The 22,017-nt window shown below is 62.5% G+C and carries 16 protein-coding genes, 1 tRNA gene and 3 rRNA genes (1 of these 20 only partly in view); 6 read left to right on the top strand and 14 right to left on the bottom strand.

Features of this window, described 5'->3' with window-relative positions; all coding sequences use genetic code 11:
- The first annotated feature begins 36 nt into the window (after positions 1-36).
- Both VZC39_RS00810 and VZC39_RS00805 read left to right on the top strand, forming a co-directional pair.
- Positions 37-1,155, top strand: coding sequence for an ABC transporter permease (locus VZC39_RS00810; protein ID WP_434664969.1), 1,119 nt, complete (start codon positions 37-39; stop codon positions 1,153-1,155).
- A 2-nt stretch (positions 1,156-1,157) separates the two neighbouring features.
- On the top strand, positions 1,158-2,123 hold the full coding sequence (locus VZC39_RS00805; RefSeq protein WP_349920576.1) for an ABC transporter permease: 966 nt from the start codon (positions 1,158-1,160) through the stop codon (positions 2,121-2,123).
- 74 nt (positions 2,124-2,197) lie between these two features.
- Here the strand turns inward: VZC39_RS00805 and VZC39_RS00800 are convergent, their stop codons facing one another.
- Entirely contained in the window at positions 2,198-3,379 is a 1,182-nt protein-coding gene (locus VZC39_RS00800; protein WP_434664967.1) for a M28 family metallopeptidase, read from the bottom strand.
- Between the two features lie 405 nt (positions 3,380-3,784).
- Positions 3,785-4,690, bottom strand: coding sequence for a LysR substrate-binding domain-containing protein (locus VZC39_RS00795; RefSeq protein ID WP_434664965.1), 906 nt, complete (start codon positions 4,688-4,690; stop codon positions 3,785-3,787).
- A 118-nt stretch (positions 4,691-4,808) separates the two neighbouring features.
- On the opposite strand from VZC39_RS00795, the gene VZC39_RS00790 reads away from it, so the two are divergent.
- From VZC39_RS00790 to VZC39_RS00780, 3 genes are all read left to right on the top strand, one after another.
- A complete protein-coding gene (locus VZC39_RS00790; protein WP_349920574.1) occupies positions 4,809-5,936 on the top strand; it encodes an S-(hydroxymethyl)glutathione dehydrogenase/class III alcohol dehydrogenase in 1,128 nt (375 codons plus the stop codon).
- A gap of 44 nt (positions 5,937-5,980) precedes the next feature.
- A complete protein-coding gene (fghA, locus tag VZC39_RS00785) occupies positions 5,981-6,823 on the top strand; it encodes an S-formylglutathione hydrolase (protein WP_434664962.1) in 843 nt (280 codons plus the stop codon).
- Between the two features lie 99 nt (positions 6,824-6,922).
- Positions 6,923-7,429 carry a DinB family protein gene (locus tag VZC39_RS00780; protein ID WP_349920572.1) on the top strand — a complete coding sequence of 169 codons (507 nt, stop codon included), beginning with the start codon at positions 6,923-6,925 and terminating at the stop codon, positions 7,427-7,429.
- A gap of 75 nt (positions 7,430-7,504) precedes the next feature.
- Here the strand turns inward: VZC39_RS00780 and VZC39_RS00775 are convergent, their stop codons facing one another.
- Entirely contained in the window at positions 7,505-8,227 is a 723-nt protein-coding gene (locus VZC39_RS00775) for a head GIN domain-containing protein (protein WP_434664960.1), read from the bottom strand.
- 326 nt (positions 8,228-8,553) lie between these two features.
- Here VZC39_RS00775 and ovoA point away from each other — a divergent pair, with 326 nt between their 5' ends.
- On the top strand, positions 8,554-10,704 hold the full coding sequence (gene ovoA / locus VZC39_RS00770; protein ID WP_434664958.1) for a 5-histidylcysteine sulfoxide synthase: 2,151 nt from the start codon (positions 8,554-8,556) through the stop codon (positions 10,702-10,704).
- Between the two features lie 88 nt (positions 10,705-10,792).
- On the opposite strand, the gene VZC39_RS00765 is transcribed toward ovoA, so the two are convergent.
- The 11 genes from VZC39_RS00765 to VZC39_RS00715 all read right to left on the bottom strand — a co-directional run.
- Positions 10,793-11,764, bottom strand: coding sequence for a bile acid:sodium symporter family protein (locus tag VZC39_RS00765; RefSeq protein ID WP_349920569.1), 972 nt, complete (start codon positions 11,762-11,764; stop codon positions 10,793-10,795).
- Positions 11,765-12,047: 283 nt separating this feature from the next.
- Positions 12,048-13,496, bottom strand: a complete 1,449-nt coding sequence (locus VZC39_RS00760) for an amino acid permease (protein WP_434664956.1) — start codon at positions 13,494-13,496, stop codon at positions 12,048-12,050.
- Between the two features lie 167 nt (positions 13,497-13,663).
- Positions 13,664-14,002, bottom strand: a complete 339-nt coding sequence (locus VZC39_RS00755; protein ID WP_033131355.1) for a tRNA-binding protein — start codon at positions 14,000-14,002, stop codon at positions 13,664-13,666.
- Positions 14,003-14,072: 70 nt separating this feature from the next.
- Positions 14,073-15,518 (bottom strand): amino acid permease, encoded by a 1,446-nt coding sequence (locus tag VZC39_RS00750; RefSeq protein WP_434664953.1) that lies wholly within the window; start codon positions 15,516-15,518, stop codon positions 14,073-14,075.
- Between the two features lie 103 nt (positions 15,519-15,621).
- The gene (locus VZC39_RS00745; protein ID WP_434664951.1) at positions 15,622-16,077 is read right to left on the bottom strand and encodes a beta-galactosidase subunit beta; all 456 of its coding nucleotides are present in this window, start codon (positions 16,075-16,077) and stop codon (positions 15,622-15,624) included.
- Positions 16,074-19,148, bottom strand: coding sequence for a beta-galactosidase subunit alpha (gene ebgA / locus VZC39_RS00740; RefSeq protein ID WP_434664949.1), 3,075 nt, complete (start codon positions 19,146-19,148; stop codon positions 16,074-16,076). The genes VZC39_RS00745 and ebgA overlap by 4 nt, the downstream gene beginning before the upstream one ends.
- Positions 19,149-19,470: 322 nt before the next feature.
- Positions 19,471-20,436 carry a transcriptional regulator EbgR gene (gene ebgR, locus VZC39_RS00735; RefSeq protein ID WP_434664947.1) on the bottom strand — a complete coding sequence of 322 codons (966 nt, stop codon included), beginning with the start codon at positions 20,434-20,436 and terminating at the stop codon, positions 19,471-19,473.
- Between the two features lie 151 nt (positions 20,437-20,587).
- Positions 20,588-20,702 (bottom strand): 5S ribosomal RNA (rrf, locus tag VZC39_RS00730).
- A gap of 24 nt (positions 20,703-20,726) precedes the next feature.
- Positions 20,727-20,802: transfer RNA gene (locus tag VZC39_RS00725), tRNA-Thr, on the bottom strand.
- A 47-nt stretch (positions 20,803-20,849) separates the two neighbouring features.
- A 5S ribosomal RNA gene (gene rrf / locus VZC39_RS00720) occupies positions 20,850-20,964 on the bottom strand.
- A 119-nt stretch (positions 20,965-21,083) separates the two neighbouring features.
- Positions 21,084-22,017: ribosomal RNA gene (locus VZC39_RS00715) — 23S ribosomal RNA — on the bottom strand (it continues 1,955 nt past the right edge of the window).

Genomic DNA, 22,017 nt, shown 5'->3' with positions numbered 1-22,017 from the left:
CAAGATCCCCGACGCGATTGCCAAGGAGGCTCGCCCATGAGCCAAGCCCGTATCCCTGCCTGGATATCCGTGGGTGTGCTGCCCGCGATCAATATCCTGCTGGCCTTCCTGGTGTCGGCCATTCTGTTCTACTACCTCGACATCAACCCGATCGATGCAGCCGAAATAATGTGGTATGGCGCCTTCGGCACCGGCGAGGGCATAGGCTTCACCCTCTACTACGCCACCGGTTTCATCTTCACCGGTCTGGCGGTGGCAGTGGCCTTCCACGCCGGCCTGTTCAACATCGGCGGTGAGGGGCAGGCCTACATCGGCGGCCTCGGCGTCGGCCTGGTCTGTCTGCTGCTCGGCGATGTGCTGCCGTTCGCCCTGCTGTTGCCACTGGCCATCATCGCCGGCGGTCTGTTTGGCGCGGCCTGGGCCTTCATCCCGGCCTGGCTGCAAGCCAAGCGGGGCAGCCACATCGTCATCACCACCATCATGTTCAACTTCATCGCCGCTTCCCTGATGGCCTACCTGCTGGTCGATGTCTTCAAGCCGCCAGGATCCATGGCCACCGAGAGCAAGGTGTTCGCCGTGGCGAGCTGGCTGCCGAAGATGAGCGAGCTGGCGGCCGGCTTCGGCCTGGAGATGCCCAACAGCCCGCTCAACATCAGCTTCTTCTGGGCGCTGATCTGCGCCCTGCTGGTGTGGGTCTTCATCTGGCATACCCGCTGGGGTTACGAGATCCGCTCGGTGGGCGCCAGCCAGAGCGCCTCCGCCTACGCGGGCATCTCCTATCCCAAGGTGGTGATCCTGGCCATGGTGATCTCCGGCATGCTGGCGGGCTTCTTTGCCCTCAACGTGCTGCAGGGTGAGCTGCACCAGATCAAGTTGAACTTCGTGGAGGGCTTCGGCTTCACCGGCATCGCGGTGGCCCTGATGGGGCGCAACCACCCGGTCGGCGTCATCATCGCCAGCTTGCTGTTCGGCTTCCTCTATCAGGGGGGCGCCGAGCTCAGCTTCGAGTTCGGGGTGGATCGCAACATCGTCGTGGTGCTGCAGGGTCTGGTGATCCTGTTCTGCGGCGCGCTGGAGCACATGCTGCGTCCGCGCATCGAGCAGTGCTATCTGGCCTTTGCCAACCGTTCAGCCGCGCAAGTCAAAGGAGCCTGACCATGTTCGAAACCCTGATCTTGATGCTGGATGCCACTATCCGCACCGCGCCGCCGCTGATCTTGGCGGCCATGGCCGGCATGTTCTGTGAGCGCTCCGGGGTGGTCAACATCGCCCTGGAAGGCAAGCTGCTGGCGGCGGCCTTCGCCAGTGCGGCGGCAGCGGCCGTCACCGGCTCGGCCTGGATTGGGCTGGGTGCCGGGGTGGGGGTCTCCATCCTGTTCGCCCTGCTGCACGGCTTTGCCACCATCACCCACCGGGGTGATCAGGTGGTGAGCGGCATGGCCATCAACATACTGGCCGCCGGCCTGACCGTCACCCTCGGCCGTTACTGGTTCGATCAGGGCGGTCAGACCCCGGCGCTGTCCGGCGCCGCCCGCTTCGCCCCCATCGACCTGCCTTATGCCAAGGAACTGTATGACGTGCCGGTTATCGGCCAGCTCTACAGCGAGCTGCTGAGCGGTCACTCCCTGCTGGAGTACGTGGCCTTCGCCGCCGTACCGCTCGCCTGGTGGGTGCTGTTCCGCACCCGCTTCGGGCTGCGTCTGCGCGCCGTGGGCGAGGCGCCGGCAGCGGTCGATACCGCGGGCATCTCCGTGGTGCGCATGCGCTACACGGCCCTCATCATCGGCGGGCTGCTGGCCGGTATCGGTGGCACCTACCTCGCCGTGGCCCAGACCGCCCAGTTCATCCCGAACATGAGTGCGGGCAAGGGCTTCATGGCGCTGGCGGCGCTGGTGTTCGGCAAGTGGAAACCCTGGAGCGCCATGGCGGCCTGCCTGCTGTTCGGCTTCCTCGACGCGGTCGCCATCCGGCTGCAAGGGGTCAGCATCGGCGACTTCCCGATCCCGGTGCAGGCCATCGAGGCGCTGCCCTACATACTGACGGTGTTCCTGCTGGCCGGTTTCATCGGCAAGGCGGTGGCCCCCAAGGCCCTCGGCACCCCCTACGTCAAGGAACGGGAATAGCTTCCCTACGTGCAAACCATGCAAAAGGCCCACGAGAGTGGGCCTTTTTTATGCGAGGTTCATCGCCTTCGGCCTCAGTGTATCTTGCCCATCTCAACGGCGAAGCTGGTCGCCAGCTGGGCAAACTTGAGGGCATGGGTGGCCGAGGGATCCGAGTTCTGCAAGGTGTCCTGGGCGGTGTGGATGTGGGGGTTGTAGTCGTTGAAGCGCGATTCGAACGGCATGGCGGCCGGGTAGCCCTGATTGTGCCAGGAGGCATGATCCGAGCAGCCGTAACCACAGCTGTCGTAGCCATAGCGGATCTGGGGCAGATAGGCGTCGAGCAGCTGGGCCAGATAGCCAGTCAGCCCCTTGTCGGTGTAGTCGGTCATGAAGACGATGTCTTCCGCCGAGCCCTGGTAGTTGGTCATGTCCAGTTGCAACGCCGCCAGCACCTTGGTGTTGGCCGCTTTATAGCGGGTGGCGATGTCCTTGGAGCCACGCAACCCCACCTCTTCCGCCGCATAGCCGATGAACTGCAGGGTGCGTTCCGGCTGGCGACCCTGCTCGGCGATGACCCTCAGCACCTCGGTCAGGGTGGCGATGCCGGAGGCATCGTCGTCGGCGCCCGGTGCCAGGGTACGGCTGTTGGGGGCGGAACCCGCGGTGGAGTCGAGGTGGCCGCCGAGCACCACCACTTCGTCCGGATAGCGGCTGCCCTTGAGGGTCAGCACCACGGATTGCTGCGGGTAGCCGCTGTGCTTGACCCGGCTGACGCTGGCCCAGGGCAGGCCGCTACTCAGACTCTGCCACTGCGCAGCCACCCAGTCCGCCGACTGCACCCCTGTGGTGGAGGTGTAGTAGCGGTTGCGCCAACTGGCGAGCTGGCTGATGGTGCCAACTATGTTGCCCTGATCCAGATAGGGCAGCAGCCGATTGACGCTGGCCCCCTGGGTCAGTGGCGGGGCGCTGAACAGGTTCTGGCTGATGGGCTGGGCCATGCTCTGCAGCGCGTCGGCCAGGGTGCTGTGCACCACGTAGCCACCGCAGCGCTGATGACCTTCGTGCATCAGGTGGGAGAGAGTGCCGAGTTCGCTTGCCTCGACCTGGGCCAGCTGGATGGGGGCGCCGCTGGCGCTGAACAGGGGGGCAAGCTTGGCCTTGACCTGCTTGAGTTCGACGCCGCTGTCAGCACCGACCGTGATCCAGACGGGGTCGGCGGCTTGTGCGGCGAGGGGCATCAGGGGGAGCAAGAGGGCGGTCAACAAGGGTTTCATATCGGATCCTTCCAGATAGGGTTGCAGGCAACTGTGCCAAATGGGTGTCATAAGACGACTGGCCCAGTCTAGCCAAGGGTGGATTCGTGTGAATTTGTCCATCTGGTGCGACCGTCCCCCCGGACGGTGGGGGCCGCTGCAGGATCTGCTGTCTACTGTGCCGGTTCGAAGGGATCGGGCGGAGCTTTGTGCTGGCGGGACGGTTCCACACAGCGAGCCCGCCGGAGTGGACGACGGCAGCCCAGGCTGGGGGGCTGACAAAGGGAGCCAAACTGTGCCATGTGCGGATAGCCTGGGGTGTTGAAGGGTGGGGGTATCCATGGCATCGGCCCTCACTGTGAGGACCTACAACAAGACTGGCCTTTCAACATGCAATTGGAACAGTGCCTTTTGATGGGGCTCGCGTCAGCCGATGGGCCGCACCAACGCGGGCTGGCCGGGCGCCCCGAGCCGTTCTGCCAGATAGTCCACCAGCAGTCGCACCTTGGGGGAGAGGTGGCGGTTGTGGGGATAGAGTGCCCAGATCCCCTCCTCCGGCGCTCTCAGCTCCGGCAACAGCTCGATAAGCTCGCCTTTGGCCAGATGGTCGCTCACGTAGTAATCCGGCAGCTGGATGATGCCGATCCCCTTCAATGCTGCATCCAGCAGGGCGTGGCCGCTGTTGCACTGCAAGATGCCGCGCACCCGCACGCTGTGGGGACGGCCGGCCAGATTGAAGTGCCACTCATCCCCATTGCCCACCAGACAGGTGTGGCGGGAGAGCTCCGAGAGGCTGTTGGGCATGCCGTGGCGGGCGGTATAGGCGGGGGAAGCGCATACATAGGGCACCCGACTCGCCAGCCTGCGGGCCACCAGGGTCGAATCCTTGAGGTGACCGAGCCGGATGGCGAGATCGAACCCCTCGTGTACCAGATCCAGCAGCTGGTTGGTGAGGTTGAGGGTCACCTCCAGCTGGGGGAAGCGCACCATGAAGTCGTTCACCAGGGGGGCGATGCGGCTCTCACCGTAGGAGACCGGGGCCGTGATGCGCAGCAGTCCTTGCGGCTCGGCCTGGTGCTGGCCGAGGGCCAGCTCCGCTTCGTAAAGGTTGTCCAGCAACTGGCGGCAGTGGCGATAGTAGATCTCGCCGAGCTCAGTGAGCCGCACCTGACGGGTGGTACGCAGCAACAACTTGGCCTGCAGCCGGTCTTCCAGCTGCGCCACCTGGCGGCTGACCTGAGCCACCGATACCCCCAGCTTGCGCGCCGCTGGGGTGAAGCCCCCCTGCTCTGCCACGCTGACGAACTCGCAGATCCCTTCCCAGCCGAACATTATTACCTATCTGTAAAAGTGATTTGATATTTCGCCTTATTATCACCAAATCGGCGGGAAACTACACTGGATCTCCGAACCCATTTCCGTTCAATCATTCAACAAGAGGATGTCATCCATGGCACAGGTTCAAAGCATCAAGTGTAAGGCCGCCATCGCCTGGGGCCCGGGCCAGCCCCTCTCCATCGAGGAGGTGGAAGTCATGCCACCCCAGGCTGGCGAGGTTCGTGTGCGGATCGTCGCCACCGGCGTCTGCCACACCGATGCCTTCACCCTGTCCGGTGAAGATCCGGAAGGGGTCTTCCCCTGCATCCTAGGCCACGAGGGTGGCGGCATCGTCGAATCCATCGGCGAAGGGGTCACCAGCGTCAAGGTCGGCGATCACGTGATCCCCCTCTATACCCCAGAATGCCGCGAGTGCAAGTTCTGCAAGTCCGGCAAGACCAACCTGTGCCAGAAGATCCGCGCCACCCAGGGCAAGGGGCTGATGCCGGACGGTACCACCCGCTTCTCCAAGGACGGCCAGCCCATCTATCACTACATGGGCACCTCCACCTTCAGCGAATACACGGTGCTGCCGGAGATCTCCATCGCCAAGGTCGACCCGGCCGCCCCGCTGGAAGAGGTCTGCCTACTGGGCTGCGGCGTCACCACCGGCATAGGCGCCGTGATGAACACCGCCAAGGTGAAAGAGGGTGAGAGCGTCGCCATCTTCGGGCTCGGCGGCATCGGCCTCTCCGCCATCATAGGCGCACGCCTGGCCAAGGCCGGCCGCATCATCGCCATCGACATCAACGAGAGCAAGTTCGAACTGGCCCGCAAGCTCGGCGCCACCGACTGCATCAACCCGAACGATTTCGACAAGCCCATCCAGGAGGTGATCGTCGAGATGACCGACGGCGGCGTCGACTTCTCCTTCGAGTGCATCGGCAACGTCAAGGTGATGCGCGCGGCGCTCGAGTGCTGCCACAAGGGCTGGGGCGAGTCGGTCATCATCGGGGTGGCCGGCGCGGGTCAGGAGATCAGCACCCGCCCGTTCCAGCTGGTCACCGGCCGGGTCTGGCGCGGCAGCGCCTTCGGCGGGGTGCGCGGTCGCAGCGAGCTGCCGAGCTATGTGCAGCGCTACATGCAGGGCGAGTTCCGTCTCGATGACTTCATCACCCACACCATGGGCCTCGAGCAGATCAACGAGGCGTTCGAGCTGATGCACGAAGGCAAGAGCATCCGCAGCGTCATCCACTACTGATACCATGAGGGCCCCGCCCGCAGGCGGGGCCCGGGAGTTTGTCGATGAATCTGGACATCATCAGCAGCAACAAGAGCTTCGGTGGCTGGCACAAGCAGTATCGCCACACCTCCACCGTGCTCGGGTGCGAGATGCGCTTCGCCATCTACCTGCCCCCCCAGGCCCTCACCGGCCAGAAAGTGCCCGTGCTCTACTGGCTATCCGGCCTAACCTGCACCGATGAAAACTTCATGCAAAAAGCCGGTGCCCAGCGCATCGCCGCCGAACTCGGCATCGCCCTGGTGGCGCCCGACACCAGCCCGCGCGGGGAAGGGGTGGCGGATGACCCCGGTTACGATCTCGGCATGGGGGCGGGGTTCTACATCAACGCGACCCAGAGCCCCTGGCGGGATCACTACCAGATGTATGACTACGTCACCCGGGAGCTGCCCGAGCTCATCGAGACCCATTTCCCGGTTTCGACCCGGCGCGCCATCAGCGGTCACTCCATGGGGGGCCACGGGGCGCTGATCGCCGCCCTGCGCGAACCCGGGCGCTACCACTCCGTCTCCGCCTTCAGCCCCATCAGCCACCCGAGCCGCTGCCCCTGGGGTCAGAAGGCGCTGGGGGCCTACCTCGGCAACAACCCCCTGCTGTGGCAGGAGTGGGATGCCTGCCAGCTGTTGCGCCATCACGACAGCCCGCCCCTGCCGACCCTGGTGGACGTGGGGCTGGACGATCCCTTCCTCGCCGAGCAGCTCGGCATCGATACCCTGGCCGAGGTCGCCGCGGCCAAGTCCTGGCCGCTGGAGCTCAATCGCCACCCCGGTTACGATCACAGCTACTACTTCGTGGCGAGCTTCATCGAGGCGCACCTGCGCTTCCACGCGCGTCATCTCGGCGACTAACCCATGACCGCTCCGGCCCCATCTTGGTCGGAGCGGCACCTATCGCGGGATCGCCGCAACCGGTGGCGACCCGCCTCACCCAAGGAACGGGAGACAAGGATGCATCTCTTGACCAGCCTGCAGGCCATGCCGGATCGGTTCGAACAACTGCTGGCCCAGGTGCCTGCCGACTATCTGAACTGGGAGCCCGCCAACTGGGCCGGCATCCCCTCCGAGCGCTTCAGCGCCCAGGGTCACCTCTGCCACCTGCTGGACATAGAGGTGCTGGGGTATCAGGTCCGCTTTCAGCGCACGCTGTCGGAGAGCCTGCCGGAGCTCGCCTCCCTCGATGGCTACCAGCTGGCGCTGGACAACGACTATCGCCAGCAGGATCCCGCCACTCAACTGGCCCGTTTTCGCGCCGCCCGCAGCGAGACGATCGCCTGGCTCAGGGAACAGCCGACCTCCGTCTGGGCGCGGCGAGCCCGCTATGGCAACTATGGGGAGGTGACGCTGGACGGTCTCGTGCGCCTGCTGGTGAGCCACGACCACCAGCACCTGGCCGGCATGCAATGGCTGCTGATGCGGCTGAACGCGGATCTGCGTCTCGCCCTGCCCCTCGCCTGAGACAAAACCTCGCGACAACAGAAAACAAAACAGGCCCAGCAGGGCCTGTTTGTTGATCAGGAGCGAACCGGATACTCAGCTTCCGACCCGGGAGATGGCCCCGGATCCGGCGATCTCGCTCTCCAGCCTGGGGTTGCCGAGATAGCTCACCGAACCGGAGCCGGCAATCCCCACCTTCAGCCGCTCGCTGGCATTCACAGTCACGTCGCCGCTGCCCGCGATATTGACCTCGACCGCCTCTCCCTTGAACTCAGCCCCCGACACGCCGCCGGCACCGGCAAGGTTCAGCTCCACTTCCCTGGCCGAGCCGGTTCCCAGATCCAGGCTGCCCGCCCCGGCGATGTTGCCCTCCAGCCGGTTCAGGGTCAGCTGGCTGGCAACGATGTCCCCCAGCCCCGCCACCGACAGCACCAGCGCATCCCCCGAAAAACCGCTCAGATCGCCGCGCGCCAGACCCGCCAGCGCCAGCTCTTCCACCTTGGGCAGGGTGATGGTGATGTCGATGGGGTCGAACTGCTCAAACCGATAGCCATCCTTGACCTTCAGCTCCAGCTTGTCGTCTCGCTCGGTCAACGCCAGATAGGGCAGCAGATTCTCCTGTCCCCGGATCACTATGCTTCTCGCTTCCCCCACCACCAGGTGAATGTTGGCGGGCACCCCGGCCAGCACCCGGGTCACCGGCTCGCCCAGCGGGCGGTGCTGCTCGATGACGGGACCATCACCCTGCACCAGGGTCTCATCCAGCTTGCTGCAGCCACCGAGCCCAAGGGCCAGCATCACTCCCAGCATCCATTTCATTTCTCTCTCCTTGTTGATGGCCCGCTCGGCCTGTTTGTACTCATCCGGGAATCAAGATGGCAATCCGCATGCCATAAACTCAATCGCATGATTTTTATCGGTTTTACTGCTTTTATTGCCTCTGTCATCAGGTTGTAAGGCGCCATTCTGACTATATAGTGGTGAAACTGACCATGCCCAAATGGGAATGCTTCTGCCCGGCGGGCGACCGCCATCATGACGAGCGTTGACAGTTTTTTGTTGTCGCGCCGGTCTGTTGAGCCAATAGTGATACTTCGTGCATCTGCTGCACCCGTCCGTCTTCACTGCCCACAAGGAGTCAGAGCGTGACCCAAGCCCATCATCCCTTCGCCGCACTCGGCGGCCTGCCCGCCCCGACCCGCACTCCGCTGCTGACCGGCGAGGATCCCGAGCAGAAACGCCGCGAGCTGCTCGCCTACTTCTGCCAGACCTTCGATCTCTACGACGCCCTGTTCGACTGCCTGGCGGACGAGCGCGCCTGGTTCAACAAGGCGATCTCCCTTCGCCACCCTCTCATCTTCTACTACGGCCACACCGCCGCCTTCTTCGTCAACAAGCTGCTGGCGGCCCGCCTCATCGAGGCGCGCCTAGATCCCCGCATCGAGGCCATGGTCGCCATCGGGGTGGACGAGATGAGCTGGGATGATCTGGACGAGACCCACTACGACTGGCCCGCTATCGCCGAGCTGCGCGACTACCGCAGCCGGGTGCGCACCCTGGTGGTGGACTTCATCGAGCGCATGCCGATCACCCTGCCCATCGACTGGCAGAGCCCGGCCTGGGTCATCCTGATGGGGATAGAGCACGAGCGCATCCACCTCGAGACCTCCAGCGTGCTGATCCGCCAGTTGCCTCTGGCATGGGTGCGACCCCAGCGTCACTGGCCCGCCTGCGAGGTGCGCTGCCACCAGCCAGACGCCGTGCCCGCCAACGACCTGTTGCCGGTGGCCGGTGGTCGGGTGCGTCTTGGCAAGCAGGATGCCACCTACGGCTGGGACAACGAATACGGCGAGCGCCACATCGAGCTGGCCCCCTTCCAGGCGAGCCGCATGCTGGTGAGCAACGCCGAGTACCTGGCCTTCGTGCAGGCCGGCGGCTACCGGCAGCAAGTCTGGTGGGACGACGAGGGGTGGGGCTGGCGCCAGTTTGCCGGGGCGCGGATGCCGAGTTTCTGGGTCGGCAACCCAGAGGATCCCGATCAGTTGCAACTGCGGCTGATGACGGAGCAGGTCGACATGCCCTGGGACTGGCCCGCCGAGGTGAATCAGCTGGAGGCCGCCGCCTTCTGCCGCTGGAAGTCGGCGCAGACCGGGCTCTCCATCCAGTTGCCGAGCGAGGCCGAATGGCTGCTGCTGCGGGAACAGCTGGCAGGGGATCAACCGGACTGGATGGAGGCCCCCGGCAACATCAACCTGGCCCGCTTCGCCTCCCCCTGCCCGGTCAACGCCTGCCCCCAGGCCGGTTTCTTCGATCTGGTGGGCAACGTCTGGCAGTGGACCAGCACCGCCATCGACGGCTTCGAGGGCTTCAAGGTGCATCCCCTCTACGATGATTTCTCCACCCCCACCTTCGACGGCAAGCACAGCCTCATCAAGGGGGGCAGCTGGGCAAGCACCGGCAACGAGGCGCTCAAATCCTCCCGCTATGCCTTCCGTCGCCACTTCTTCCAGCATGCGGGCTTCCGCTATCTGGTCTCCCGTTATCAGGAACCCGTTACCGTGAATCCTTATGAAACCGACACGCTCGTCGCCCAGTATCTCGACTTCCAGTACGGTCCGACCCACTTCGGAGTTCCGAACTACGCCAAGACGCTCGCGGATCTTGCTGGCGAGCTGTGCGGCCATCACCAGCGGGCGCTGGATATCGGCTGCGCCACCGGCCGCGCCAGCTTCGAGCTGGCCCGCCACTTCCAGCACGTGGACGCCGTGGACTACTCGGCCCGCTTCATCGACGTAGCCCTGGCCCTGGCGGCTCAGGACAGCTTCCGCTACGCCATGCCGGTGGAGGGAGATCTGGTGGAGTATTGCGAGGCACGGCTCTCTTCCCACGATCTCGGCAGCGAGCAGGCCGGACGCATCCACTTCAGCCAGGGGGATGCCTGCAACCTCAAGCCCAAGTACGCGGACTACGATCTGGTGCTCGCCTCCAACCTCATCGACCGGCTGCGCGAACCCGCCCGCTTCCTGCGCGACATCGCCCCGCGCCTGCGCAGCGGCGGCCTGCTGGTGCTCACCAGCCCCTACACCTGGCTGACGGACTACACCCCCAAGGCGAACTGGCTCGGCGGCATCCGCGAAAACGGCGAGGCGCTCTCCACCTATCAGGCGCTGCAACGGCTGCTGGTGGCGGAGTTCGAGGAGCATATGCCACCGCGGGACGTCCCCTTCGTCATCCGCGAGACCGCCCGCAAGTACCAGCACACCCTGGCCCAGCTCACGGTCTGGCGCAAACGCTGAGGCGAATGCCACAAAGCAGAGAGGGAGGCACTGGCCTCCCTCTCTCTTATCCGCGAGTCACGCTCCTCGCGCAGGGCCGTGCGGGCCCTCACCCCTCCTGGGTGGCAAGCCCGGCGTTTCGCTCACGGTAGCGGCGTGCCAGCACGGCGCACACCATCAGCTGGATCTGGTGGAAGATCATCAGCGGCAGCACCATGACCCCGACGCTGGCGGCGGGGAACATGACGTTCGCCATCGGCACGCCGTTGGCGAGGCTCTTCTTGGAGCCGCAGAAGACGATGGTGATCTCGTCCGCCTTGTCGAAGCCGAGTCGGCGGCTGATCCAGACGTTCCAGCCCAGCACCAGCGCCAGCAGCACGCAGCTCAGCACCACTATGCTGGCCAGATCATACCAACCCACCTGATGCCAGATCCCCTGCACCACCGCCTCGCTGAAGGCCACATAGACCACCAGCAGGATGGAGCTCTGATCCAGCTTGCCGATGAGGGGGCGATGGGCGTCGACCCAGCGGCCGATCAGCGGCCGGGAGAGATGCCCCACCACGAAGGGCAGCATCAGTTGCACCAGGATGGACTGGATGGAGTGCCAGGTATCGATGCCCTCCCCCTGTACCTGGATCATCATGCCCACCAGCACCGGGGAGAGGAAGATGCCGAGAATACTGGAGGCCGAGGCGCTGCACACCGCCGCCGACACATTGCCGCCGGCCAGCGAGGTGAAGGCGATGGCCGACTGCACGGTGGCGGGCAGGGCGCAGAGATAGAGGAAGCCGAGGTAGATGGCCGGACTCAGCCACTGGGGCACGAAGGGGGTGAGCAAGAGCCCGAGCAGCGGGAACAGCACGAAGGTGCTGAGCATCACCACCAGGTGCAGCCGCCAGTGGCCGAGCCCCGCCAGCAGATTCTGGCGCGACAGCTTGGCGCCGTGCATGAAGAACAGCAGGGCCACCGCCAGCTTGGTGAGCCAGCCGAACCAGACGGCGACCTCTCCCTCACAGGGGAAGAGGGAAGCCAGGGCCACCACCAGCAACAAGACACAGGTAAAAGGATCCAGACGCACGGAGAGTCTCCATCGAAGGCGCATCCCGCCTGGCCGAGGGTTCGGACACGGGACGACAGGAAAGACAACAGGAGCTGTTTGACAGCTCCCGTTGCAACGAGGCTCCAGCTTACCCCGAGAATCCGATGGTGCAAAGTTGAGCGATGCGCCCACGTGTTTAATAAAATTAAACGCTTTCACATCATCAGCATGTGAAATTGAACAACCAGCACGGCCAGCGGGGTGACAAAGCATAAAAAACGGGTGGCCCGGGCCACCCGTTTTACAACGTGCCGCGATGTCGTCAGCTCTGTTTGGCCAACGTGCTCCCCTTGCCCGGCTGCTTGCCACCCGCGGCCAGTTTGGCGGCCTGGCGCTTCTCGAAGCGGGAGATCCACCAGTAGGCGATGGCCGAGAACACCGCCGTCATGAAGACGTTGATGAAGAAGGCGCGCACCAGATCCACCCCGGCCGGGAAGGCGGAGGCGCTCATGCTGACCACAAAGATGAGGATCAGCACCGACACCACGGCCATGCCGAAGGAGCGCGAGCCCATGCGAAAGTCCCGCGGGGTGTCGTCGTGTTTCCAGCGGAACACGAAGTAGGCCACCATGATGAAGATCGGCGGCAGCATGGCGGTACCGGCGGTGAGGTTGATGGCGGTGTTCATCATCTGCTGCACCGACTCCGAGCCAAAACCGTTCACCACCAGCATCACGAACACGAAGACGAACTGCCACCAGGCGGCGCGCACCGGCACCCCGTGCTCGTTGAGCTCGGTGGTCTTCTCGCCATAGACCCCCTTGGGGATCTCGGAGAAGTGGATCTTCACCGGCGCCGCCGTCCACATCATCATGGAGCCGAACATGGCGATGAACAGCACCACGCCGACGAAGCGGCCCACCAGCGCCTCGGAGACCTGGAAGTACTGGGCCATGCCGGTGAAGATCTCCACCATGCCGCCGGCGTAGGTGAGGCTCTCGCGCGGCACGAACACGTTCACCAGCAGGGAACCGAGCGCATACATGGCACCGATGACGATACCGGCGGTGATGATCACCCGGATGAAGGACTTCTGACCGCCCTTGACGTCATTGAGGTAGGCCGCCGCCGTCTCGGCGCCCCCTGCCGCCTGGAAGATCCAGCACATGATGCCGAGCGTCGCCCAGTTGATGGTCGGCGTCATGGCTTCCAAGGTGATGGGCTGGGCCGGCGCATGGTCGCCGCCGAGGGCCATCAGGGCCCCCAGCACATAGATGGCGAACAGGGCGAACACCCCGTAGGCCACCAGCTCCGCGATCTTGCCGAGCCAGCTCGCCCCCTTGGTGGAGATGTGGGTCGCCGCCGCGAACAGCACGATGGAGATGAGGGAGGTCACCATGGGGGAGAAGCTGTACTCGTACCCCAGCATGGCGTAGGAGGCGTAGGCGATGACGTTCGGCAGCAGGGAGACGAACCAGAACAGGTTCACGAACCAGTAGAGGAAGGAGCCGAGGTAGGCCATGCGGGTGCCGAGGGGCTTTTTAAGCCAGTCATACATGCCCGACTCCGACTGCCTGTTGGCGGAGACGAACTCGGAAATGATGAACACGAAGGGGATGAAGTAGACGAGGGTCGCCAGCAGGAAGATGGGGGCCGAGCTCAGCCCCAGCTCGATGTTGTTGTTGACGATATTGCGCACGTTGAACACGGCGGCAAAGGTCATCGACAGCAGGGCAAACTTGCCTATGGTGCCGCGTATTGAATCCGACATATTGTCCTCCAGTGGACTCGCGCTCCCTGCGGGTAACGCTGTGACTCTGTGATGTGTTCGGCAAGGGTCTGTCGGCCCCGCGCTTTGCTCTCTTGTTATGATCGGGCCGCCTGGGCGGCCTCGTTGGTGAACCGGTGCAGCCGCGCCGCACCGGCTCGCCATACCTTTCAGACGATGGGCGTGCCCGGCGCCATGGGCACCCGGGGTTGCAGCAGCACGCTCTGGCTCTCGTCCGGCGTCTCGGCGCACAGCAACATGCACTCGGAGCGCTCGCCGCGCATCTTGGTGGGTTTGAGGTTGGTGAGCACCACCACCTGGCTGCCCAGCAGTTCCGCCTCGCTGTAGTGAGGCACCAGACTGGTGACCGTCTGCAGCGGCCGCTCGCCGCCCACGTCGATCTGGACGATGTAGAGCTTGTCGGCGCCAGGGTGGCGCACCACCTCCAGCACCTTGCCCACTTTCATCTCGACCCGTTTGAATTCGGCAAACTCGATCACCTCGCTCATGTTCTTTTCCTTTTCTGATTAACGGTTTGCGGGTGGCCACTGGCCACCCGGGTGGATTGGGGGATGGTGCTCATGACACCTGGACGGGAACCTGGGCGGCAGGCTGCGCCTCTATGGCGCGCGCTTCGGCGCTCAGGGAGGCTTCGTATCGGTTGTATTTCCACCAGGCGAAGCCGAGGAAGATGACGATCCCGCCCACGTTGTAGAAGACGATGGTCATGATGTCGGCACCGGTCGGGAAGGTGGAGGCCAGGAAGCCCACCGAGAAGATGGCGATCAGCACCGAGACCACGGCGATCCCCATGGTGCGCGAGCCCATCTTGAATTCCCGCGGCAGGTGATCCAGCTTCAGGCGCAGGTTCAGGTAGGCCAGCATGATGAACAGGGGGGGCAGCATGGAGGCGGCCGCCGTCATGTTGATCACGGTGTTCATCAGATCCTGGGCGGTGTTGGAGCCGAGCGTCGGGATCACCATCAGGGGCAGTACGATCAGGTACTGGATCCAGGCTGCGCGGGCGGGTACGCCGTGCTCGTTCAGCTCGACCGTCTTCTTGCCGAAGATGCCCGCCGGGATCTCGGAGAAGAAGATCTTCACCGGGGTGGCGGTCCACATCAGCAGGGAGCCGAACATGGCGGTGAAGGAGACCAGGCCCACGAAGCGGTTCATCAATATCTCCGGCAGGCCGAAATGGGCCGCCAGCCCTTCGAACACCTGCACCGAGCCGCCGGTGAATTTCAGGGTGTCGCTGGGGGCAAACACGTTGATCAGCAGGGAGGCGACGGAGTAGAGCACGCCGATGAAGAGGCCGGCGACGATGATCACCTTGACGAAGGATTTGGATCCGCCCTTGACGTCATTGACGTAGACGGCGACGGACTCCGCGCCGCCGGCCGCCATAAAGATCCAGGTGGTGATCCCGAGGAAGGCCCAGCTGAAGTCCGGGATCATGGCCTCTACCGTGATGGGATCCGCCGGCTGCACGCCACCCACCAGGGCCGCGCCCGCCAGCAGTATGTAGGAGAGGGTCAGCAGCAGCATCAGGGACGAGGTCACCGAGGTGATGGGGCCCAGCATCTTGGCGCCATTGGTGGAGACATAGGTCGCGAAGGCGAACAGCACCATGCTCAAGGCCGTGGTGGCCAGCGGGGTGAGTATGTATTCGTAGCCGAGGAAGGCATAGGAGGCGTAGGCGATGACCCGCGGCAACAAGGAGGTGAAGAAGAACAGGTTCACGAACCAGTAGGTGTAGGCGGAGATGAAGGCCCAGCGCCCGCCGAGGGAACTCTTGACCCAGGCATAGACACCCGCCTCGGAGTTCTTATTCAGAGACACAAATTCCGCGATGATGAGGCAGAACGGGATGAAGTAGAAAATGGTGGCCAGGAAGAACATGGGGGCCGAGGCCAGGCCTATCTCGATATTGTTGTTGATGACGTTGTTGAAGCTGAATACGGCGGCAAAGGTGAGCGACAGCAAGCCAAACTTGCCTATCGTGTTACGTTTGGTATCAGACATTTCCATCTCCAGACCTGTATTTATTGTCGGCGCAAGGGCGGGGCATTGGCTGTAGGGTGAACCCCGCCCTTGCGGCTGTTGTCAGTACGAAAGCGGCGGCGGATTATTTGTTTTTGAAGTAGCCGCCTTCCACCGTGACCTTGATGATGAGCTTGCGCACCTCGCCATCCCCGACGAAGCGGTAGGCCTCGTGGTTCTCGAAGATCACCAGCTGGCCATTGCCGACCCGCTGGCGCCCTCGCACCTCGCCGGCCAACCACTCGCGGTCGCTGGTGTCGTCGTAGGCCCGCTCGGTTTGCAGCTCCCGTTTCTCGGCCCACTCCACCGTCTCTTCCCCTTCCAGGTAGTAATGGATGTCGAAGTAGCGGCGCTGCCCCTCGAACAATGAGGTGGCCGGGCTGGCCCCCTCCTGCAAGCGGTAGGTGAGGGAGTCACCGATGGAGTGGCAGATGCCGGGCTTGAGGTTCGGCAAATTGTCGATGGCCTCCACGCAGCGCCCCCACTTCTTGCCTTCCCGGTAGATGTTCTTGAACAGGGTCAGGTTATCCAGGGTGATCATGCGAGGTTCCTCCCGCCGTTGATGCCAAGGTCGAGCCCGGCCAGCGCGGCCGGATTGAGGTTGCCGCGGGCGATGGGCAGCAGGGTCAGGCCGAAGCTGAACGGCTCGAAGCGTACCCGCCAGGAGTCCAGCACCTCTGAGCCCCAGGAGTTGGAGCCGAGCCCCAGCACCTTGTGATCCAGGTTCAGGGTCAGATAGCCGCTCGGCTCCAGCTCATTGATGTGCTGGGCGGCGTGGATATGCTCCCAGCTATAGGGCCAGACGCTCAGGTTGATGGGGGCATCGGGCCGCACATAGAGGCCATCGCCGTGGCGATTGGTCAGGGTTGCCCAGCGCACCTGCTGGCGGTTGCCGTTGTCCTGAGGGAAGGGATAGTGCTCCCACATCTCGGCCACCGTGCTCTGAAAGCTGTCGATCCAGTTGCTCTGGCGGCTGTCCTGGTAGTTTTCACCCGGTCCCATGCCGAAATAGTGCACCCGTTCGAGATCCTGACGGATACCCAGCTCGAAGCCTATCTTGGGGATGATGTCGTCATAGCCGCCGTAGGGCTGGCCGCACAGCTGAACGTGCAGCTGGCCGTTCGGGCTCAGGGTGTAGACGTAGCAGCAGCGCATGCCGAAATCGAACACCGGCGGCGCGATCAGGCTCTCCACCGTCACCTCGACCGCCTCACCCAGCTGACGCCAGCTCAAGGAGCGGAAATGCTCCTGCATGATCTGCAGGTGGTTCGGGTGCCACAGGCTCTCGTACTCCTGCTTGTGGTTGTCGATCATCGGCTTGAAGAAGGTGAGGCGCGGTGAGCGCTCAATCAGCTCATTGCCATCCTGCTGCCAGCTCACCAGCTTGCCGTCCAGGCGCGAGAAGCGCAGGGCGAAGCCGTTGCCGGTCAGGGTCAGGGCGAGCCGTTCATCGACAATCTGCAGCGCGGTGGCGTTGGGGTTGCGCAGCGGTTGCAGCTGGCGGGTCGATGCCTTGAGCTGGAACTGATACTGACCGAGCTCGTGATCCGCCGGGCTATGGCGGGTGGTACTGGCCTTGATGACCCGGATCTGGACGAAGGCTTCCCGCTCATCCAGGCTCGGCAGTGCCAGTTGCAGAGGCGTGATGGCGCCGGGGGCAATGCCCTCCAACCGGATCTGCTGGCTGACTAGCAGCTCCCCTTCCGCCTTCACCTCGACCAGCAGGCGAACGTCGTCCAGGGTCGAGAACCAGTAACGGTTCTCCACTTCCAGCTTGCCGCTGGCTGCATCGGCGGCGCGGATCTTGACCGGGCAGATCACCTGCTTGTATTCACGCAGGCCGGGCCCCGGGGTCTGATCCGGGTAGATGAGGCCATCCATGCAGAAGTTGTAGTTGTTGGGATAGTCACCGTAGTCGCCACCGTACTTGTAGACCGGGCGGCCCTGCTCGTCCTCATCCAGGATGCCGTGATCGCACCACTCCCAGATGTAGTGACCCTGGATGTGGGGATGACGGTCGAACACCTGCTGGTATTCATTGAGGCCACCCGGGCCGTTGCCCATGGCGTGGGCGTATTCGCAGAGGATGCGCGGCTTGTCCATGGGGAACTCGCCGAAGCAGTTCATCTGGGAGACCCGGGAGTACATGGTGCTGACCACGTCCACCACCTCGGCGTCGCGGTCTTCCTCGTAGTGCACCAGCCGGGTCGGATCGATCTGCTTGCAGCGGCGGTACATGGCCCTGATGTTGCAGCCGTAGCCGGACTCATTGCCCAGCGACCAGATGATGATGGAGGGGTGATTCTTCTGGGCGTGGACGTGACGCTCGATGCGATCGACGAACACCGGCTCCCAGCTGGGATCGTCCGTGATGCGGCTGAGATCGCCGACGTTGGCAAAGCCGTGGGTCTCCACATCCGTCTCCGCCATCACGAACAGGCCGTACTGGTCGCACAGCTCGTAGAAGCGCGGGTCATTCGGATAGTGGGCGGTACGCACCGAGTTGAGGTTGTGCTGCTTCATCAGCACGATATCCCGCTCCACCCGATCCATGCCGACGGCGCGCCCCTTCAAGTGGTCGTTGTCGTGACGGTTCACCCCGTGCAGCTTGAGATACTGGCCATTGACGTAGAAGAGGCCGTCTTTGACCTTGATCTCGCGCACCCCGACCCGCTGCGGGATCACCTCCAGCAACTCGCCACTGTCGTCATAAAGAGAGAGTTGCAGCTGATAGAGATAGGGGTCTTCGGCATTCCACAGATGAGGTGCCGCCAAGTCCAGGCTGAAGCCACAGGTCAGTTCACCGTCGATGGCAAGGTTATCGAGAGAACCGCTGGCTACCTCGCTGCCCTGATCCAGCAGGGACCAGGTCAGCCGATGAGCCCGGGCAAGCTGCCCCAGGTTCTCCAGCTGGATATCGCAACTCAGGGTGGCGCTCTGGTTGTCGTCGGCCAGGGTGGTCTGAATGAAGAAGTCCTGCACATGGACGGGGGTCTTGCCCACCAGGTAGACGTCGCGGAAGATCCCCGCCATCCACCACATGTCCTGATCTTCGATATAGGTGGAATCCGCCCACTGCATCACCCGCACCGACAGCAGGTTCTTGCCGATCTGGGCATAGGCGCTGATGTCGAACTCGGCGGTAAGGCGGCTGCCCTTGCTGAAGCCCACATAGTGGCCGTTCACATAGACCTCGAAGTAGGTCTCCACCCCGTCGAACTTGATGAGTATCTGCTCCCCATCCCAGGCCGGGCTCAGCATGAAGTTGCGTTGATAGGCGCCGGTCGGGTTGTTGCTCGGCACGAATGGCACGTCGATGGGGAAGGGGAAACCTTCGTCCGTGTATTGCAGCTTGCCGTGACCTTCCATCTGCCACATGTTCGGCACGGCTATCTGACCCCAGTCACTCATGGGGCTGTGATAGAAGGCCTCAGGCACCGCCAGGGGATGCTCGAAGTAGTGGAACTGCCACTGCCCGCTGAGGGAGAGGAAGCGACGGCTCAGCTCCCGCTGCATGGACGAGGCAGCATGGGCATCCGCATAAGAGAAGAAATAGGCACGGGGTGCCAGCCGGTTTTCACCGACGAGTTGAACGTTTTCCCAGTTATTCACATGTCCTCCCGGAACAAGACATCCTAGACTGGGTAAACCATAGATAAATATTTACTAAATATCAGCTCTGCATTGGTAAAGTTTTAACCGGATCACAGCTCATCGCCTAAACTGTGAGCGTGATCAGAACTACAAGATAAAAGAGGGCATGTGCTGACTGAATGGCATAAATGTTGAAAATCAGAAGCTACAGATAACAAAATCTTTTAATAACAGTATGTTATTTTCAATCATGGAGGAAGGGAGATACACAGCGGGAGGAGAAGGAAGCAACCATGCCCTGTGAGAGGGCATGGTTAAAAAAAATATTATTTTACTAAATCTAGCGTGTCGTACCACGCAATGTCAGTCGGCTGGGCACCAGTACTCGCAGGGGCACGTCTCGCTCGTCCCGCAGCCGCTCAACCAGGAGATTGACCCCCTGGGAACCCATCAACTCGGAGTGGATGCGCACGGTGGAGAGCGGCGGGAAGGTGAACTTGGCGGTCGGGATGTCGTTCACGCTGATGAGCTCGAGCTGCTGGGGGATCGCCAGCCCTTTCTCGTGAATGGCCCTCAGCACGCCGATGGCGATGGAGTCGGAGGCAACGAAGAGCGCGGCCGGCCAGTCACCGGCCAGCATCTCCTTCGCCAGTCGATAGCCGGAGGCGCTGGAGAAGTCCCCGCGATAGAGATCCCCCTGCTGCACGACCCCCAGCCGCTGGCCATAATCGAGGAAGGCGAGCTCCCGCAGATCCGGCAGCTCGTCCTGGCCGCCAATGTAACCGATGCGGTTGTGGCCACGGGCGATGAAGAAGTCCACCACCTGCTGGCTGATGAGCGCGAGATCCACATCCACCGAGTCATACTCCCCCTCGGAGCGGCAATCGATGAACACCAGCTTGGCGGAGAGAGAGTAGAGCGCAGCCAGGCGCTCACCAGGCAGATGACCGATAACCAGGATGCCGTCGACACTCGTCAGATCCCGCCCCTCGGCCCCGTTGTAGAAGTGGGTCAACTCGATGTTCAGGCGGGCGCACTGGGTCTCTATGCCATAGCGGATGGCGAGATAATAGGGGTCGTTGACCTCGGTGCTCTGGGGATAGGCGTAGACCGCCAGGAAATGCAGCCTGTGCTTGTGCAGCCCCTTGCGGGCACTGCTGGTCTTGTACTCCAGCCGTTCGGCGATCTCGAAGATCTTCTGCTTGGTCTCTTCCTTGACGCTCAGCGTCGGATCCTCATTGAGCACCCGCGACACCGTCGCCTGAGAGACCCCCGCCTCCTGTGCAATTTCCTTCAACGTGGCCATTCATACTCCTCTGGCGATGACACCCGGCCCATGCCCCCAGAGTAACGGGCAAGTCGCTGACAGCCCAGCATTTTTACTAAAAGAAACAGTGACGGTGGCGAAATTCCAAAGCAAAAAGGCCTCCCGGATGGGAGGCCTCTTCTGAATGGGTGCCTGACAGTGTCCTACTCTCGCATGGCGAATGCCACACTACCATCGGCGCTACCGCGTTTCACTTCTGAGTTCGGCATGGGATCAGGTGGTTCCACGGCGCTATTGCCGTCAGGCAAAAGCTGTTACTGCTTTGAAAATGGTGCTGATACCCAGAATCGAACTGGGGACCTCATCCTTACCAAGGATGCGCTCTACCGACTGAGCCATATCAGCACACTAACCGGTAAAGACCACGCTCATCGCGCAATCTTGAAATGGGTGCCTGGCAGTGTCCTACTCTCGCATGGCGAATGCCACACTACCATCGGCGCTACCGCGTTTCACTTCTGAGTTCGGCATGGGATCAGGTGGTTCCACGGCGCTATGGCCGCCAGGCAAATTCTTAATCTAGAAAGCTGACGTGAATAACGATGTCGCTCTTGGCTCGTCGCTATCACTGAATTTGAGTAGTTCATGCACTTGCTACAAGGCCAGAAACACTTCTTGGGTGTTGTATGGTTAAGCCTCACGGGTAATTAGTATGGGTTAGCTCAACACGTCGCCGCGCTTACACACCCCACCTATCAACGTTGTGGTCTCCAACGGCCCTTTAGGACCCTCAAGGGGTCAGGGATGACTCATCTCAGGGCTCGCTTCCCGCTTAGATGCTTTCAGCGGTTATCGATTCCGAACTTAGCTACCGGGCAGTGCCACTGGCGTGACAACCCGAACACCAGAGGTTCGTTCACTCCGGTCCTCTCGTACTAGGAGCAACTCCCTTCAATCATCCAACGCCCACGGCAGATAGGGACCGAACTGTCTCACGACGTTCTGAACCCAGCTCGCGTACCACTTTAAATGGCGAACAGCCATACCCTTGGGACCGACTTCAGCCCCAGGATGTGATGAGCCGACATCGAGGTGCCAAACACCGCCGTCGATATGAACTCTTGGGCGGTATCAGCCTGTTATCCCCGGAGTACCTTTTATCCGTTGAGCGATGGCCCTTCCATTCAGAACCACCGGATCACTATGACCTACTTTCGTACCTGCTCGACCTGTCCGTCTCGCAGTTAAGCTGGCTTATGCCATTGCACTAACCTCCTGATGTCCGACCAGGATTAGCCAACCTTCGTGCTCCTCCGTTACTCTTTGGGAGGAGACCGCCCCAGTCAAACTACCCACCAGGCACTGTCCGCGAGCCCGATTCAGGGCCCTGCGTTAGAACATCAAACATACAAGGGTGGTATTTCAAGGACGGCTCCACGACAACTGGCGTCATCGCTTCAAAGCCTCCCACCTATCCTACACATGTAGGTTCAATGTTCAGTGCCAAGCTGTAGTAAAGGTTCACGGGGTCTTTCCGTCTAGCCGCGGGTACACCGCATCTTCACGGCGAATTCGATTTCACTGAGTCTCGGGTGGAGACAGCATGGCCATGGTTACACC

Origin of the sequence: Aeromonas sp. NJAU223 (assembly GCF_051125555.1) — a bacterium.
Classification (GTDB): domain Bacteria; phylum Pseudomonadota; class Gammaproteobacteria; order Enterobacterales; family Aeromonadaceae; genus Aeromonas; species Aeromonas veronii_G.
Note: the sequence above shows the minus strand (reverse complement) of the source record. Positions and strands in the feature narration are given on the sequence as shown.

What these genes read in the sequence shown, in the direction of transcription:
- VZC39_RS00810 (WP_434664969.1), top strand. Translation starts at nt 37, where the DNA reads ATGAGCCAAGCCCGTATCCCTGCCTGGATATCCGTGGGTGTGCTGCCC.
- VZC39_RS00805 (WP_349920576.1), top strand. Translation starts at nt 1,158, where the DNA reads ATGTTCGAAACCCTGATCTTGATGCTGGATGCCACTATCCGCACCGCG.
- VZC39_RS00800 (WP_434664967.1), bottom strand. Translation starts at nt 3,379, where the DNA reads ATGAAACCCTTGTTGACCGCCCTCTTGCTCCCCCTGATGCCCCTCGCC.
- VZC39_RS00795 (WP_434664965.1), bottom strand. Translation starts at nt 4,690, where the DNA reads ATGTTCGGCTGGGAAGGGATCTGCGAGTTCGTCAGCGTGGCAGAGCAG.
- VZC39_RS00790 (WP_349920574.1), top strand. Translation starts at nt 4,809, where the DNA reads ATGGCACAGGTTCAAAGCATCAAGTGTAAGGCCGCCATCGCCTGGGGC.
- fghA (WP_434664962.1), top strand. Translation starts at nt 5,981, where the DNA reads ATGAATCTGGACATCATCAGCAGCAACAAGAGCTTCGGTGGCTGGCAC.
- VZC39_RS00780 (WP_349920572.1), top strand. Translation starts at nt 6,923, where the DNA reads ATGCATCTCTTGACCAGCCTGCAGGCCATGCCGGATCGGTTCGAACAA.
- VZC39_RS00775 (WP_434664960.1), bottom strand. Translation starts at nt 8,227, where the DNA reads ATGAAATGGATGCTGGGAGTGATGCTGGCCCTTGGGCTCGGTGGCTGC.
- VZC39_RS00760 (WP_434664956.1), bottom strand. Translation starts at nt 13,496, where the DNA reads ATGTCGGATTCAATACGCGGCACCATAGGCAAGTTTGCCCTGCTGTCG.
- VZC39_RS00755 (WP_033131355.1), bottom strand. Translation starts at nt 14,002, where the DNA reads ATGAGCGAGGTGATCGAGTTTGCCGAATTCAAACGGGTCGAGATGAAA.
- VZC39_RS00750 (WP_434664953.1), bottom strand. Translation starts at nt 15,518, where the DNA reads ATGTCTGATACCAAACGTAACACGATAGGCAAGTTTGGCTTGCTGTCG.
- VZC39_RS00745 (WP_434664951.1), bottom strand. Translation starts at nt 16,077, where the DNA reads ATGATCACCCTGGATAACCTGACCCTGTTCAAGAACATCTACCGGGAA.
- ebgR (WP_434664947.1), bottom strand. Translation starts at nt 20,436, where the DNA reads ATGGCCACGTTGAAGGAAATTGCACAGGAGGCGGGGGTCTCTCAGGCG.